The 16563-nt window shown below is 47.3% G+C and carries 14 protein-coding genes; 5 read left to right on the top strand and 9 right to left on the bottom strand.

Annotation, left to right across the window (positions count from 1 at the left end; genetic code table 11):
- Positions 1-16: 16 nt before the first annotated feature.
- Entirely contained in the window at positions 17-1345 is a 1329-nt protein-coding gene (locus ACSHWX_RS02615; protein ID WP_435666621.1) for an HlyD family type I secretion periplasmic adaptor subunit, read from the bottom strand.
- Between the two features lie 121 nt (positions 1346-1466).
- On the opposite strand from ACSHWX_RS02615, the gene ACSHWX_RS02610 reads away from it, so the two are divergent.
- The 4 genes from ACSHWX_RS02610 (at position 1467) to ACSHWX_RS02595 (ending at position 6420) form a co-directional block, all read left to right on the top strand.
- Entirely contained in the window at positions 1467-3716 is a 2250-nt protein-coding gene (locus ACSHWX_RS02610) for an ATP-binding cassette domain-containing protein (RefSeq protein ID WP_435666620.1), read from the top strand.
- 63 nt (positions 3717-3779) lie between these two features.
- Positions 3780-4505 carry a hypothetical protein gene (locus ACSHWX_RS02605; RefSeq protein ID WP_435666619.1) on the top strand — a complete coding sequence of 242 codons (726 nt, stop codon included), beginning with the start codon at positions 3780-3782 and terminating at the stop codon, positions 4503-4505.
- Positions 4506-4610: 105 nt separating this feature from the next.
- Positions 4611-5996 carry a hypothetical protein gene (locus tag ACSHWX_RS02600; RefSeq protein WP_435666618.1) on the top strand — a complete coding sequence of 462 codons (1386 nt, stop codon included), beginning with the start codon at positions 4611-4613 and terminating at the stop codon, positions 5994-5996.
- A 13-nt stretch (positions 5997-6009) separates the two neighbouring features.
- Entirely contained in the window at positions 6010-6420 is a 411-nt protein-coding gene (locus tag ACSHWX_RS02595) for a PilZ domain-containing protein (RefSeq protein WP_435666617.1), read from the top strand.
- Positions 6421-6579: 159 nt separating this feature from the next.
- Here the strand turns inward: ACSHWX_RS02595 and ACSHWX_RS02590 are convergent, their stop codons facing one another.
- Genes ACSHWX_RS02590 through ACSHWX_RS02555 form a run of 8 tightly spaced genes read right to left on the bottom strand, consistent with a single transcriptional unit; the run spans position 6580 to position 15587 of the window.
- Positions 6580-7485, bottom strand: coding sequence for an FAD:protein FMN transferase (locus ACSHWX_RS02590; protein ID WP_435666616.1), 906 nt, complete (start codon positions 7483-7485; stop codon positions 6580-6582).
- Complete coding sequence (locus ACSHWX_RS02585) at positions 7482-8009, bottom strand: nitrous oxide reductase accessory protein NosL (protein WP_435666615.1); 528 nt, start codon at positions 8007-8009, stop codon at positions 7482-7484. Before ACSHWX_RS02585 ends, ACSHWX_RS02590 begins: the two co-directional genes overlap by 4 nt.
- On the bottom strand, positions 8006-8827 hold the full coding sequence (locus ACSHWX_RS02580) for an ABC transporter permease (protein ID WP_435666614.1): 822 nt from the start codon (positions 8825-8827) through the stop codon (positions 8006-8008). Before ACSHWX_RS02580 ends, ACSHWX_RS02585 begins: the two co-directional genes overlap by 4 nt.
- The gene (locus tag ACSHWX_RS02575) at positions 8827-9723 is read right to left on the bottom strand and encodes an ABC transporter ATP-binding protein (protein ID WP_435666613.1); all 897 of its coding nucleotides are present in this window, start codon (positions 9721-9723) and stop codon (positions 8827-8829) included. The genes ACSHWX_RS02580 and ACSHWX_RS02575 overlap by 1 nt, the downstream gene beginning before the upstream one ends.
- Complete coding sequence (locus tag ACSHWX_RS02570; RefSeq protein WP_435666612.1) at positions 9723-10979, bottom strand: nitrous oxide reductase family maturation protein NosD; 1257 nt, start codon at positions 10977-10979, stop codon at positions 9723-9725. Before ACSHWX_RS02570 ends, ACSHWX_RS02575 begins: the two co-directional genes overlap by 1 nt.
- Before the next feature lie 15 nt (positions 10980-10994).
- Entirely contained in the window at positions 10995-12908 is a 1914-nt protein-coding gene (nosZ, locus tag ACSHWX_RS02565; protein WP_435666611.1) for a TAT-dependent nitrous-oxide reductase, read from the bottom strand.
- 25 nt (positions 12909-12933) lie between these two features.
- The gene (locus ACSHWX_RS02560; RefSeq protein WP_435666610.1) at positions 12934-15138 is read right to left on the bottom strand and encodes a 4Fe-4S binding protein; all 2205 of its coding nucleotides are present in this window, start codon (positions 15136-15138) and stop codon (positions 12934-12936) included.
- Entirely contained in the window at positions 15135-15587 is a 453-nt protein-coding gene (locus tag ACSHWX_RS02555; RefSeq protein WP_435666609.1) for a hypothetical protein, read from the bottom strand. Before ACSHWX_RS02555 ends, ACSHWX_RS02560 begins: the two co-directional genes overlap by 4 nt.
- A 227-nt stretch (positions 15588-15814) precedes the next feature.
- On the opposite strand from ACSHWX_RS02555, the gene ACSHWX_RS02550 reads away from it, so the two are divergent.
- Positions 15815-16252: a c-type cytochrome gene (locus ACSHWX_RS02550; protein ID WP_435666608.1), complete on the top strand. Its 438-nt coding sequence runs from the start codon at positions 15815-15817 to the stop codon at positions 16250-16252.
- The last annotated feature ends 311 nt before the right edge of the window (positions 16253-16563 follow it).

Here is a 16563-nt window from a genome sequence, read left to right as displayed (position 1 = left end):
TAAAATTGGTAGTGGGCTAACGCCGCAGGGCGTTGGCTTGCACCCGACGAACCGGCTGTAATATATAATCCAGCACTGAATGAGAGCCGGTAATCACATTAACTTCAGCCAACATTCCCGGCACAATGGGGTTGTCCTCACCCAGTGAAGCACTGTCTGCACGTACCCGAATACGAAAATATGGATTTCCATTTTCGTCCTGTAGGGCATCTGGGGACACTTCAATAACTTCGCCTACTAGGCCCCCATATACTGAGTACTCATATGCACTAATCTTAATTACAGCTTCTAGTCCCGGCCAAACGTTAGCCCGGTCCTTGGGGGACAAACGCGCGTCAACGGCGATGGCCAAGTCGTTGGGTACGATTTGTGCCAACACTTGCCCTGGTTGAACCACTCCATTTACTGTGGAAACTAATAGTCTGTTTATACGTCCGTCAATCGGAGCAACAACACTGACACGCGACTTTCGATCGCCGAGTGCGCTTATCGATGCTTCCAATTGCGCAATTACTGTTGCAACCGCAGCAGCTTCCTTTTCCGCTTCAGCTTGCGCCCGGGTCGACAATTCATCTTGACGTCGCAATGCTTCATCTAATTCCGATTGGGTAGAGGGAACGCGAAACTCTAAATCATTGATTTGGGTTTTAACTTGCTGCAAAGCACTTTCGTGGGAGAGTAATTCGTTCCGAGATGCCGCGCCTGATTTCAGTAGTTTGCGATAGCTCTTAACTTGCTCCAATAACAATTCATATTCTTTGCGTTTGTTTTCCAACCTTAACTGATGTTCGGAAAGCTTTAGTCTTTGTTGCTGAGCTTGGTCCCGGAATATCAAGTTTTGATCATTGAGATTGGCTCTCAGCCGCCCAAAAATCAGTCGCTCGTTTGCGACAGCATCTGGAAAATCTTTCACTAAGTCTGGAGGAGGCGAAATCTGATTTGCTCCAATTGCTTCTGCCATCAAACGTACCAACTTTGCGCGCTGTGACCCCAACTCCAAACGGGTTTGCTCAAATTCAGCTTTGGAAAAACTGTTCTCGATCCGCAATAGAACGTCACCCTTTTGAACAGCGTCGCCTTCTTTTACAAAAATCTCTGAAACCAAACCGCCTTCCATATGTTGGATTTCGTGATTTTGTTCTAATGCTTCGACCCGCCCGTTGCCACGGGTTACTTGATCTAGCCTTGCAAACGCGGACCAACTTACGAACAACACTAAACCGACACTGACGACGACAAGAAACAGGCGATTGGCATGCTTATCAATTTGATCTGTCCGACGAGCAAATGACGACCTATCAATCAAATATTCAGATTCATTTTCATTTGGCGTGGTCAAAGACATGGCAATAAAGGCCTGCGAAAATTGGTTAATTACTTTTGGGATTAGAACTTATTAACCTTAATCAAATATTTAATCGCATGAAGTTAGTAACAATTAGTCAACAATTAGGAAACTAACACCCGTGTCCCAGGGTTTGGCTCAGCAAACTGAACAGACTGCACAGCCTGAACGAACCAGAACGGTTGATCAGTGGCAAAATGGTGAGCAAGTTCATCCTAGCGGTGAAGCCAATTCATCTAAAGCAGCATTTAGTCCGAATGGTTTCGTTTTCCCTATAGCTATAACAAAATTGACCAGAAGTTGGCTTGGTTCTAACACACCCAATGAAGATGAAATATTGGCGCGATTTGGCGCTTATCCCGCTCAAGAAACTTTAAAGAGCCTCGCACAGGAACTACACTCTGAGCTAGAGTTTGGCAAAAGCGATCCAACAAAAATAGCGAATGGGCCGCATCCCTTAATCGCTGAGTTGAACGACCAAACCAGTCTTATCATATTGAGTTCTGAAAATGGCCTTGTTAATATTTTGACCAGCGATGGCAGGCAAAAGGTCTCTTTGCGTGCGCTAAAAGAGTGTTTGACAGGCAATTGGCTAAGCGTACACCCAGCAATTGGGCAGACTAACCTGCCCCCTGTCAGGCAAAAATCTACTGAGCAGCCAAATATCAATTCAAGCCTCACGAGTGCTGTCAAACGCCTGATTTCGATGGCGACGAAAAACTACCGCCCATTTTTTGTAAAGCTTTTTTCTGCCGCGATTTTATCGAACTTATTGCTGGTAGTTTTGCCGCTATTTATAACACTTGTGTACGACCGAGTTGTCCCTCACGGGGCATTTGAAACGCTTACGGCACTAACATTTGGTGTGCTCATAGCACTTGGTGTAGATACAGGATTGCGTGCGACCCGTGTAAATTTGCAAGAAGCCGTTGGCGTTAAGTTCGGTTTAAACCTGCAGTCGGCGCTCTATCGAAAGCTGGTTAGCGTGCCGTTGGTCAAAAGCCAACAATTCACCAAAGGGTTCTCAGCAACGCTTCAAGAAACTGAACAAGCTGCACTTTTGGTACCGTCATTTTTGACTGCTCTACTCGCAGACTTGCCATTCGTGTTTTTGATGCTTTTACTCGTATTCAGTCTAGCTGGCATTGTTGTGATTGTACCCATCATGGGCATATTGCTAATCGCAACGGTGATTGCCTGGAATAGTTTTAAAGTTCAGAAAAGAGCTGGTGAAACGCACGAAGCGCGTATCGAAGTTCACGACCAAGCAATTGAAACAGCAGCAACAATTGCAACAACAAAGGCCACAGGCACAGAGCACTTGCTTTTAAATGATTGGGAACGACGGACAGACACCAGCGCCTTTCTTAATCATCAGGCGCGTCAGTCGCACGCTTTCTCTACCCAACTGATGCTTAATATCACTCAACTTACAATTGTTATGACCATCGTCGTCGGCGCGATTGAGGTGAACGCTGGCATGATGACACTTGGAAATTTGGCAGCAACAACTCTATTGGTTGGTCGAATAATCTCTCCGGTCAGCCAGTTGATCATGCAGCTCGCACAATTGGCCGGTGCGAGAGGCGGCATTTGCAAAGCCCTGAAACTATTGGACACGCAAGATGAAACAGGTGGCGACGTTACTCAAGGTGCTGCACTGACCAACGGCAACATCTCCATGCGTAATATCTGTTTTTCGTATCCCAACAACCAAGAACACAACTTGAAAAATATCCAGCTGGATATCGGTCATGAAGAACGTATCGGAATTATCGGTCGCAATGGAAGTGGTAAATCAACACTGTTGAAGTTGCTTCCGCGATTGTTCGAGCCTGATAGCGGTCAAATTCTGTTCGATGGTGTTGATGCGCGACAAATCTCACCATTACTGCTCCGTCAATCAATGGCCTATATGAGTCAAGACACCGAATTGATGAACAATTCTATACGTGCAAATATTCTGTCTGGAAACGAACACATCGACGACGCTCTATTGAGAAAAATTGCGGATATTTCTGGTGTAAGCAATATCGTGGACACACATCCCCAAGGGTTCAACTTGTCTGTAGGTCCACGTGGACAGCATCTTTCAGGTGGTGAACGACAAGCCGTTGGCCTCGCAAGAACATTGGCGAAAGATCCCAAAATACTTGTATTGGACGAGCCAACCTCTGCGATGGACAATACGACAGAGGCACTGCTTATCAACAAATTACCTTCAATACTTGAGGGGCGCACCCTGATTTTGTCTACACACCGAATGCAACTTTTGAAATTGGTTGATCGCATTATTTGGATGGAAAATGGCACAATCGTAGCGGACGGCCCGCGCAACGAAGTCCTCGAAAAATTGCAAAAAAAGCAATAAACGGGGCTCGGTAGCAACATGGCAAAGCGTTTAGAGGAAGAAGACAATCACTGGCCAGGGTTTGTGGATGCGCTCTCCACAATTGTGATGGTTGTAACATTCCTGCTCATCGTCCTTGGAGTTGTCATCTTTGGTATTTCCCAGCAAATTGCCAAGACAGTAATTACGGCTGAAATTTCAGGAAAACCGCCAACTGAGAAAGTGGACAACGACGTCCTAGAGGCGGACACACCAAATGTTGCCGAGAAAAAACCTGACTCAACCAGTGCTGAACTGCATGCTACGTCGGCAACCAGTGACGTTGGAGTAGCTGAACCAACTAAAAGCGAGAAAATAACTCAATCAGAGCAAGTTGAAGCCGAAAATCAACTTCAAATCCAATCTCGAAAAGTCTTAGAAGAAAAGACAATTGTAGTGGCGAAAGAAGACACGCCCAATACGAATCCAGAGCACAAAGTAGCTGTGACAAGTGCGGCGCAAATCCTAATTCTCAAATTTATGGGGAAAGGCGTCGAAATCACAGCCGATGCTGAAGCTGAAATGTTGCGCTTTCTGGAGGAAAATAAAGATGCACTGCGCGGGGCAAAACTAACCGCATGGAGCTTCTTTGATCCCCAAAGCACAGCCGTATCGCAGGCAAAACGCAAAGCGTATTTTCGCGTTCTCTCTGTACGCAACGTTCTAATAAATTCGGGTTTCGACGGCGAAAGCTTAACGATAAATGTTCGCCCTGCCCCCACTGAAGAAGAAATCAACCAGGTTCGTGTTTTTGTAAACGGCCAATCCTAATTTTAAGAAATGCTATGCCAATTACTTTCGAAGTCAATTCTTAACCAAATTTGCATTTATGTTTGTAAGTATCTGGGCGAGTTTTATATAATTAGGTAGATTCGAATGACAAAGACAATTCAAACGCCACTCATTCGTATGTCCGTAGTATTTGGCGTCCTGATGTTACTGTCTTTGTGGCAGTATGAATTTATTGTTTCAGCGACCATGTCAAATGTGATGCTAAACGTCACAATTTTTGCCACGTTCTTCTTTGGTGTATTTCTCACCTACCGCAATGTTCTGCGGCTTAAGAATGAGCATGTTGCCTATTTGGCACTGCAAGAACATTACAAAGATTGCAGAGTTGAACAGCTTGGCAACGTCAACGATCCCTTATGGCGTCACTACCGTTGCAAAGAAATGGCCATAGTTTATAAAAAACCAGAGGTCTTGGGCCCAACTTACCAACTCATGTCAGAAGAGTTGATGAAAAACCAAGACATAAACCTCTCTCCTTCGACAATGCAAACTTTGCTCGATGCAATTGATGCGCGATTGTATGACCGAAAATCTCTCACTCAATATGTTGCTGGCATTCTTGTGTTACTTGGTTTGATCGGCACATTCTTGGGGTTGATGGTTACGCTCGCTTCAGTTGGCCAAATTTTGGCAGCAATTGATTTAACCGGGGGTGACCCCTCAGCTGCCATTCAGAACTTAATGAACAAGTTGCAAGAGCCATTGGTCGGCATGGCAACGGGCTTTAGCTCGTCATTGTTTGGTCTTGTAACTTCACTTGCATTGGGACTGATGGTTCGGTTTTCGGGAATGGCATTTTCCGAATTTGTTCAAGACATCGAAGGCTGGATGTCAACAATCGTGGAAATGGATCCCGAGGGCAAAGCAGCATCAGGTAGTCCGGCCGCCCAAGCCATGATTGAAGAAAAGCGCTTAAGTTTAATTATGCGGACCGCCAGATTAAGTGCTGCGTCCAATACAAGAATAAACGAGAAGCTCTCTCGGCTAGCTGAAGTGATAGAATATCTTGCTCAAGATTCAAGAGAACAACGGCACGCGGTTGACACACTAGTAAGCGTACACAAGCAAACCAACGAGTCCCATCGTGCACTGCATGGGGCAATGCATCAAACAATCAGCGCTGTAAATCTTATCTCTTCCAACCAGAATATGAAAACCGAATTGGTCGAAACAGCCAACACTTTATCACGCCAGTTGGAACTTCGTGATGAGGATGTGTCAAAAAAACTCAAGAGCCTAGATATGCAAATATCTCATCTAAACAAACATCACGAAGCACCGCTCAAATCTGAATATGAGATTGATAAGATCGACCCATATTCTTTGCTAAAAGAGATTAAAACAAGCCTATCGCAGGGTGATATGGGGTCTGTTCGAAAACATATCGCAGATTACGAGTCCTCCATTCCAGAGGCCAAGGAACAACCTGACGAAAGTACAGATGCCCAAAGCTCCACGATATCTCAATAAGAAGGAGGCTGTTATGAACCAATTGCATCCCGACGAGCACACAGAACTGGTTGTTGACGAAGTTGCAGCCAAACAGTCCGAAATATTGCGTCGGCGTATGGACAAAGACGACGAGAAAAACGCACACAAACGTAAATCTGAGAGATTTCCGACGTTTGCGGTTGGTACAATGATGCTTCTCGATAATTCGTATGTTTTTGACGGTGTAATTACCGAGGTGTCCTCTGGTGGCGCCAAATTCAGGCCCGCGTCTGTGTTCTTGCAAGAACGAAACAATGAACGTGTCACGATCAAGATCGACGAAATCCAATCGGTTGGCGTTATTCGTGCATCCAGAGTTGATGGATATGGAATTCAATTAATGGATAGTTTGTCAGACGATGATATTGAGCACATCACGAGTAACTACGGGGTGGATGAATAATATCTTCCCGCGACTCTCATCCCGCAAGCGCTATTACCCCAATTCCACTATTCAGTTTCCTAGCGGGATCATGAAAAATTACAGATGAACGTGGCGATGGTGTTGTCCGTAATTCCCTTCGAGCGCTGAAGTTATGACTACCCCCCAATTCATTTTGACTTAAACTGCTTCGCCAAATACCAATTCATGTGCGCCAGGAACTGATTGAATCTGAGCCTTATCCATCAAGCAAAACGCAGTTGAAAGGCCATCAGCTCGTGCTGCTGACTTATCAATCACACTTAGATTTCGCCATTTTCCACCTGGCAAACCTGTGCGGGGGTCTAGAATGTGCCCAACTGTGCCAGCTTGGTCGAATAGAGTTCCGCCTGGGGCTGAGGTTGCGATGGACGTGTTTGAAAGATGTAATTTACGATCATCATTTGCCAGCGAAATAGGCCACGGCACGCCGTCTGGCGACATACCGAGCGCTGATATCTCGCCGGTGTTGACGAGGACATTTTGTATGCCTTCTTGGCGAAGTAGTGCTGCGACTTTATCGGCGATATAGCCTTGGGCGATACCATTGAAAGTCAATGCCATACCAGGCTTGTTAAACGAAACTGTGTTTGATGAAACTGATACATCGGCCCAGCCGACATTGGTTCGAGCGACTTCAATTTCGCGTTTATTTGGTGCTTTTCCGGCAGAATATTTCTGCGCGTAAAGCGCCCATAGCGGTTGAATAGTTGGATCAAACGCGCCGTTGGTTTCGCGATGTATCCGACCGCTCAAATTCAGGAGATCGATCAGCTCAAATGCTGGGTTATCGAGCTTTCCTTGTCGATTTAAAACCGACAATTGGCTATCTGTTTGATAGAGCGAGAACACCTTCTCTAAACGAGCAACTTCCGCCAAAGCTTTGTCGATCAGCATATCCGCATGGGGATGATCCAGAATAATATTTGCATTTGCACCAAGTGCAATACCGCGCCAGTTGGTCACTGATGCGAAAGAAGTAGACCCGATCAATGGTAGGGCCGCAACGCCACCCAATATTGAGATCATTCGGCGACGAGAAATCATTGATTTGATCCTTCTTCATATTCAATAGGTGCAAGTACGGCTTCGACAGAAATCTCGCTCAATAGCTTGACTTCACCGCCGCGCGCACGGGCAAATGTTGTGGCTTTTTCTTGAGAGGAAAACGGTGCCATTTCCGGTGCCCCCATGCCGCCAAGTGCATCTGAACCAACCACGTAGAACGCTTCATCAGCCCTTATCCAATTGTCTTGTCCCGGTTCCGACCAGCTTTTTGCCTCGCCCATATCATTCACATACATCACAAGTATTTCTGCTGTTTGCTCTTTAGATTTAATGTAGGCGAGCCCATCGCGAACCTGAGAAAACCATAAGGGGGATTGCATACCCGCGAGATACATTTGGGCCTTCGGGCCTTCATGTTCTAAAATCACCATTTGGCAATAATGACCCGCAGCCTCTTCGGTCAAAGCAATGGGTGCTGGAGCTGGCTGAACTGCAGCTTCACCGGAGCAACCTGCCAGCATTAAAGCTGCGATGAGAACAAATCCAATTTTTATGTTGATCACGGCTCGACCTTTCTAAAGGCAAGAAGGGCAAACAACAGTGCCGCAACAGGCCAGAGCAATAAAGAAATCAATTGGCCCAAAAATCCAGAAACACTACTCGCCGCACCAAGACCAGAGGCCAACAAGTTCACAGATTCGTCCGGCATATTGAGCAAGCGAAACGCATCGGCTGGATTTGCGACCAGCGCGTAAGGGAATATGGTTTTAGAGAATGTTCCCCCGGCGTCCGCAACCAAAGCGCCGAGTAGGCCGAGGTCATAAAGCACTACAGCAATCAACCACAATGCAATCGCCACGCCAGAGGCCGCGCCAGTTTGCTTGACGAGCGAAGATATGGTGTAGCCAAGTCCTAAGAATGTTGCGCCAAGTGTTAGGGATGTAAAATAAAGCCGAAACAACGCAAACCATTCAATGGCTTCAGTGCCATGTCGCGACACAATAATGCCGCAGGTCAGGCCGAGGCCAATCGCAATAGCTATGCCTAAAACCAGCATATGGGCGATGAATTTACCAAGCAGCATTTCAGCGCGGGACAACGGATAGGATAGACCAAGCGTAAGGGTGCCGCGTTCTGCTTCGCCCGAAATGGCATCAAAAGACAATAGCAAACCAATCAGGGGCACCAAATAAACCGACAAAGTTGTTATCGAAGTAATGGCGACTGTCATGGGGCTTGCGCCCAACACGCCGGTCGGCGCGTTACCAGCAATGGTCAAAACCACATTGAACATCGCCATTAAAAAAATTGCCGTGGCGACCCACAAATTCCGTCGGGCGATCAACAGTTCCAAACGAGCGATTGACAAAATTGAAGTCATTATCGTTTGTCCTCAATTTTGCTGAAATGGCGGTATAGCTCTTCCAAACTCGCTGGGGTGACATCGACATCTTTTACAATCGGGCCAAGCGCTGTGATCGCAGACAGGACGCTGATTTTTTTATCTGGCATACACAATAGCTCAAGCGACTGGCCATTGACCCGTCTGCCGCCCAAGCGCTGATTGACGTCGTTAATATCATCAACAGACGCAGTGACCTTGAATTTGATGGGCAAGCTGGCCAAATCACGCAGCCGTTGCAAACTATCGTTGGCCACCAATTTACCTTTTGAAAGAATGGCAATCCGGTCAGTGCGTAATTCCAATTCGGTCAGCGCGTGAGAAGAAAGCATAACTGCGGACCCGTTATGTGCGAGCTCTTCGACGATGTCGTAAAATTCGTGACGGCTAACGGGATCAAGGCCACTGGTTGGCTCATCCAATATTGCCAATTTGGGTTGCCCCAATACGACTTGTGCGAGGCCAATCCGCTGGCGCATTCCTTTGGAATAGGTGCTGATCCTGCGGTCGGCTGCATCGGCCAAACCAACCCGTTCAAGCAATTGATCTGCTTCTTTTAGGGGCGTGGATTTGAGCCGAGCAAAATGGTGAAGTTGCTCTCGACCAGTCAACGCGCCGTGAAAAGCAACACTTTCCGGTAAATACCCGGTTTGCTTTCGCGCTGCTGCGGAACCAGGTTGATGGCCAAGAACTTCAATAGTGCCTTGAGTAATCGGCATCAAACCCAAAACCATTTTGATGATGGTCGTTTTACCCGCACCATTATGTCCCAGAAGCGCGACGCGTTCTCCGGCTTCAACACTCAGACTTACATCAGACACGGTTTCAAGCGTGCCATGGCGTTTAACAACGTTGTTGATCTTAAGGGCAGTCATTACATTTCCCCCCATTCTTTGAGGGCGGGGAGTTGGGGTTTCATCAGCGGTGCGCCATCAACAACACCACCGGGCAATAGCGCCGGAAATGCCGATTGCGACCAACGGATCAATTGTATGGCGGGTGACCCCATTAATGATTTGGCCGCAGGTTGGGTCCACAATACGTGGTCCATAATGTCGTTTGGGCGATAGGCTGCGTCGGCAATGCCGTTGCCATCTAAGTCAAACGCAGAATGATCGGACCAATAATTGCCTTTGCCTTCAACACTCCAGTCGACCCATTTCGAACCCACATACTTCACCTGTGTGCGATTGCCAACGAAGGCATTTTGTACAAACAAATTGCGTTCTGATCCGGCGGTGAAGTGTATCCCGATTTGGCATTGGGAGAACAAATTGGCGGTAAACTCATTCTTGTGAGCATTGTAGATAAACACGCATTTTTCGCCGCCTTGCTCGATCCGATTGCCTAGAATTGAGCTTTTGTTGGTATAGTTGAGCATGATGCCGTGATCACGGTCGCCCCGACTCAAATTGCCCTCAATCGTCACATTGTCGGAATACATGATTGCATAGCCAAGGTGGTTGCCCAGCGAAACATTGTTGCGCACCACAGACTGGTTCGCATGCATATAATGGATCGCAAATCGCAAGTCCTGCATGCGGTTGCCAACGAACTCATTCTTTTTCGACGTATTGACGAAAATGCCGTCGCGTCCATAACGGATATCGTTACCGACAACTTTTGAGCCAGCAGCGTTCCAGACATATATGCCGTTGCCACGCGCATTCATACGGTGGTCCAAACGGCCTTCGATTTTGTTGGCGCGGACCATTGCATTTTTGGTGCCATGAATATCGATGCCGACGAGATTTCCGATCAGTGTATTCTCCTCAACCAAAGCGCGGTCAGCGGTTTTGGCAATCGTAATGCCTGCGTCTCGACCATCGCCTTCAGAGCCTGAGCCGGTGATTTTTAACCCGCGCACCACAACGTCTTTTGCGGTGATGGTGACGACGGAACCAGTCTCGTTTCCCTTAATGTGGGCATGTCCTTGCCCATCAATAGTGATCGAGTTGTTGATTTCAATTGGACCTTGATAGGTGCCAGGGGCGAGGCGGATGACATCACCCGCCTCAGCTGTTTTTAAAGCGATTGCTAATGCATCGCCTTCAGGCACAACTTGCCAATCGCGCGCCACGGCGGTGGCGGCGTAAAAAACGATCAGCAAACAGGCGAAAAGACGAAGCATTTGTTTTTGCAATCCTTATTTAGGTTCTACGAACATCCGTCCGCGCATTTCCATGTGCAATGCATGACAGAACCACTGGCAATAGAACCAGTGAACACCCGGACGACCCGCGATGAAGGTTACCGAAGCCGTAGCTTGTGGTCCCACTTCCATCGCCACATTGTGGTTAGACAATGAGAAACCGTGGGTAAGGTCGTCGATGTCATCAAGGTTTGTGACATACACGGTGACTTCGTCGCCTTGCTGCACAGTAAAGCTTTCCAATGAGAAAACCGGTGCCATTGATGTCATATAGACGCGCACTTTGTTACCATCGCGAATGACTTCTTCTGAGCCTTCTTCCAAATCAACACCATCGGCTGCTGCTTGGGCTTTGGCATCATCGAACATTGGGTCATTGCGATCCCAAAGAGCACTTGGGTTCACTTTTGAGCGGTGAACAATAATGCTGTCATGTGGTTCCGCAAATGTTGGGCCATCATGCACGATTTTCAACTCGTCCGACGAGATATCGATCAATTGCTCGTTTTCAGGCTTCAAAGGACCAACATTCAAGAAACGGTCTTTTGAAAACTTGTTCATTGAGACAAGCCATTTGCCATCAGCTTCTGAGGTTTCACCCATTGAAGTTGAGTTGTGACCAGGCTGGTAGGCAACATCCACTTTAGAGATGATTGGATCAACTTCTTCACCAGCATAAAGACGGATGGCTTTGTCGATGTTCCATTTCACCACTTGGCTGTCGAGGAACAATGTTGTGAACGCATTGCCTTGTCCATCAAACGCTGTGTGCAGTGGACCAAGACCCAATTCAGGTTCAGCCACAATGCATGAGCGTGGATCAGCATCTTCGTCAAACAAGGCATCTAGCTTTGTCACATCGATAACAGAAACCGTTGGTGACAATTTACCCGCAATACAAACGTGACGTTTGTCAGGCGCAGTGTTCACACCGTGTGGGCTGTTTGGAATTGGCACATAGCGCGTATATTTCTTGTTCGACCCTTTACGACCATCAATAATCGGCACGCCATTCATGACTTTAACATCACCGTTGGCCACGCCTTTTTCGATTTCCTTGATGTTAAACACCACAACGTGGTCCATCTCGTTTTCGGTCATCTCAGCAAGGTTCATGCCCATTTCTGAGTTGTAAGACGTCGAGAACGCATATTTGCCCTGATAATCACAATCAGTGTTATCAAGGTTGCCAGAAACCATAACCTGCCAGGAAACTTTCATCTCATCGCCATCAATGGCTGAGAAGATGTTTGTGTAGGTAGAAACGTCCCGCATTGTTGAGCCGTCATTCACCAATGGTGCTTCGTGCTCAGAGTTCGCAAAAATGTATCCGGTACGTGGGAATTTTTGAGGACGCAGACCGTGAATGTCGTGAGCATTCGGGATTTCGATCATCTTGTCGCATTTCATCACGTCCAGACGCACACGCGCAACGCGGGTGTTTGCTTTATCGTTCATGAACAAATAGCGACCGTCATATGTGCCATCGGAGAAAGACATATGGGGGTGGTGAAGGTCACCATTGTCATATGTTTTCATGCCTGAATCGGCCAAGAATTGCTTGGATTCTTCGGTTAGACCCTCAGTCAGAATTTTCAATGACTCATTGGTTTGGCCCCAACCTGTTGCTGAACAACGGTTAAACACCGGAATGCGCATCAATTCGCGCATGGAAGGAACGCCCAAAATCCGCAATTCACCGGCTTGGCCAGATGACCAGAAACCGTAATACTCATCCAATTCGCCAGGAGCCAATGAGTGGCTACCTTCAGATGCAGCGGCGGGTGTTGCCATCAGGGCAGCGCCGCCAGTTGCGGCTAGTGAGCCAGCTATGAATGCGCCAGCACCTGTGCCGGTGAGGAGTTCTCGCCGAGAAATTCCTTCGGCTTTGACTTTATTTTCAGACATATTTGGTCTCCTTTATGTCGATTTCTTAAGTTGGTTTTTTGTGGGAAAGCAGTGCCTTCATGGCAGCCGCAGATGCTGTGTCGCTTTGTGAACGACGTTCCCGTCCTTTTCTCTTCTTGATACAGACAGGACATTTTTGGTCGTCCTGATACAGAACTTGGCAATGCAAGCAGGAAAGACATTCGTTGGGGTTGATCTGGCCATTGGGATGGATCGCTTGAACGAAACATTCGTTGGCGCAAGTTTGGCAAGGGCTGCCACACTCCTTGTAACGATCGAGCCAATCAAACATCCGAATACGGCCCGGGATCGCCAACGCGGCACCCAATGGGCAAAGATAGCGGCAGTAAAATCGTTCTACGAAAAGGCCTGCGCCCAAGATGACGGTGGCAAACACGACAAACGGCCACGCACGATCAAATTTAAGAATAATTGCTGTCTTGAACGGTTCAATTTCCGCATATTGCTCAGCCATCGGAATGGATACCAAAGACATGCCGAACAACCCTAAGAAAATCATATATTTCAAAGGCCAAAGACGTTCATGCAAACCCCAAGGCAGTTCCCACTGCGGCACTTTGAAGAAACGTGCAATTTGATTTGAAATCTCTTGCAGCGCGCCGAACGGGCACAACCAGCCACAAAAGGCGCCGCGCCCCCAAAACAACAATGCCACAGCAACAGAGAACCAAAGAATGAACACAAGCGGGTCCAGCAAAAACGCGTCCCAGCTAAAGCCAGTTTGTAATGAAGCGCCAAGAGCCATCAAATTCACAATGGAGAGTTGCGCGTTTTGCCCCCAACCAAGGAACAATAGGGTCACAACAAGGAAGCTCATTCTAAACCAATAGAAAAAACGGGCGTTTCTGGTGAACTGCTTTTGAAAGAAGAATGTGGCGGTTAAAACCGCAAGCATTGCGCCCAGAACGATGATTTCAAACTGCTTTTCTTGCCAAATACGCTTCCACAAGGCGGCGCGTGCAGCCTGATCCTCCGTTTGATCGACGGCAATTGCTTGCGGCGCAACAAGGGGAAGGGGCTCCAGATATTGCTCGGGAAGTTTGTACCCTAGATCGAACGTTAAAAACGTCTTGTCGACTGGGCCAACTTGCCTGTGCGCAAGCAATTGCAACCGCCAAGGTTTCGCCGGATCGAACTCAGCATTTGCCCGGATCTTAAAGAGGTCAAGCTCCGTAAAGCTTGGCGCTCCATTTGCTGCAATTTGACCCAAACGGCGTTGATCCTTGTCGTGAAAGCGCACTGAAATGTCGCCTTGTATGAGTTGGATACGATCAAAAATACCGCCGCGCACATAGCCCGACCCTTTATATGAATAAATGCCGCGACCGGCGATCATGATCGCGTGTTCGCCTTCAGCCAGCCACTCTTTAAGGTTCTCGTTTTCAGCTTCCCCAAGCAGACCAAGACCAATACTGGGTGCAGACACAAGCGCTGTATGCATGTCGATATAGGTTGTTTCGGCGTCTTTCTTAATTGGTCGCTTAATCGCTCGTGGATCGCCAGTTTCCTCAAAAGCTTCATTGATCTGGCCCACGTCCAGCGTCATCCGGCGCACGGTGCCATCGCCCGACATCGTCTGCCAATCGCTAATCAGACTTTGATCCGCGCTCAGTTCCCGTTTGGGCGATTGGTCCGCACTCACATCGGACATGCCACCCAATCCCATTGCACGGGCAACCTTAATGGCTGATCGTACGATAGAATCATCGATGATCATTATGGTGACAGTTGCCCCAGAGATAATCTCAAGGTCGTGGCCCGAACCGCCTAATTCAGCTTCTTTGACGATATCCAAGCCGCTATAGCTGGCGGTTAGTTTTTTGATTTTACTGTCAGGAATACCAATGAGAACAATTGGCTCAGAGTGTTTGACCAGTTCAGCGCCAAACAGTTTTCCATCCAAATCAATTGCAACCATCACATGGATCGGCTTACCCGAATAACCGGTTGTACCGACATAGTCCGAAGTAATGAATGCATAGCCAAGCACCTCATCACCCTTCATAATCGGCGCAAGGGGAACGTCCGGTCTAATTTCACCAAAGCCGGTGGCTTCGGGGGCAAAAAAACGAGCTTCAATTTTTGGCAAGAATTTTTCAAGCACAGGACGCGTTGTCTGTGCTGTAGCGGCCGTCGCGTTCAACGCGATGGCCAGCATCAAAATGGCCAGAATAAGAAATGGGGGAAGGGCAGTTTTTGCATACCTCATGAGAGAACTCCCATGCGGCGCGTGTTTGTTGTTGCATTGAAATGCATATAATTGTCGCTTTTTCTGGCAGGTGGTCCACGCAACATCTGCGCGTGGGTCAAAGCTAGGGTTATGACGCCTAGATCAAGAATTTGGATGCTATTTTGGGCAACCAAAACCTCAACTCTCAAATTATTGTTTGGATGGAGAACTGCAGGTGGTTCGGATGTTGCTAAGCATTCATCACAGCTCGTGCAATCTGGGCATTGGCCATGCTCATTTGAAACATCCACTGCAATCACAACAGCGCCTTGCTCGCCACAAATCACATCAAATGTGGGGGCGGCTTGGGCCGCAAATGACTGAATAAGGAGAATCAACACCGCGCAAACAAGCAAAAATTCGCCAAGAAGCGCCTGAATTGCTTGGCTGAGGTTGTACCGGCAGATGTTGGGGCGGTGAGCAGACATGAGTGACCGTTTTTTGTTACGGTCGTTGGATAAGCCTTGATGAATATCAAGACCTTGTTCTAGATCAATTTTGTTTGATTTTAATCAAGAATGTTGTGGTTTCTGCATGCTGCTAAAAAATAAGTTCTGTATCAATTGCAATAATTGAGTTAAATCAATTCCACGGCCTATAAACTGACATAAACGTACGTAGGACGTCCGTTCCTTAGAACAAAAAGAGTATTTTCATGAAACTTGTACACCTAGCTCTAACCGGGGTACTTGCTGCAACAGCATTTGGTTCTACCGCACTTGCGCAAGACTTTGACCCAGCAGCAGAGCGCGAAGCAGCCATCGCTGCCGGAGACGTGGCAAAGGGCGAAAAAGTATTCAAGAAATGTAAGGCATGTCACAAGATTGGTGAAAAAGCTAAAAATGGTGTCGGACCACAACTGAACCATTTTTTCGCTGCTGAAATCGGCGCAAGTGAAGGTTTTAAATACTCCAAATCATTTTTGGAAAAGAAAGCCGAAGGCCAAATCTGGGACGTAGAAGCGCTAAATGAGTTTTTGAAAAGACCAAAAGACTATATCGCAAAAACCAAAATGACATTCGCTGGCCTTAAAAAAGAAGCAGACCGCACCAACGTCATCGCATATCTAGCGAGCATTCAGGTTGCTGAATAGATACTGAAAAGCCAACTCGCCATTTCCGCTTAAGACTGAACACTATCTAAGTGGACCATTTGCATCGATATAAAGGCCATTGACTACAGCGCTCTGCCCATCCTTTTCGATGAACACCTATTGATCAGAAAGAAAGTTCAATTATAAGTTTGCGGCACGAAATGGATCACACGAATCATCGAAGAATTTGTCATTTTTTTTGGTAAATGCGAATGGTCTTCAACGTTAGGTCATTGTTACACACGCAAACCGCTTGATTTATCAAACAAATGGATCAAGCTTGATTGAGCCTTGAAAAAGCGGCCTGCCGC

Origin of the sequence: Maritalea sp. (genome assembly GCF_051251695.1) — a bacterium.
In the GTDB taxonomy this organism is placed as follows: Bacteria; Pseudomonadota; Alphaproteobacteria; order Rhizobiales; family Devosiaceae; genus Maritalea.
Note: the sequence above shows the minus strand (reverse complement) of the source record. Positions and strands in the feature narration are given on the sequence as shown.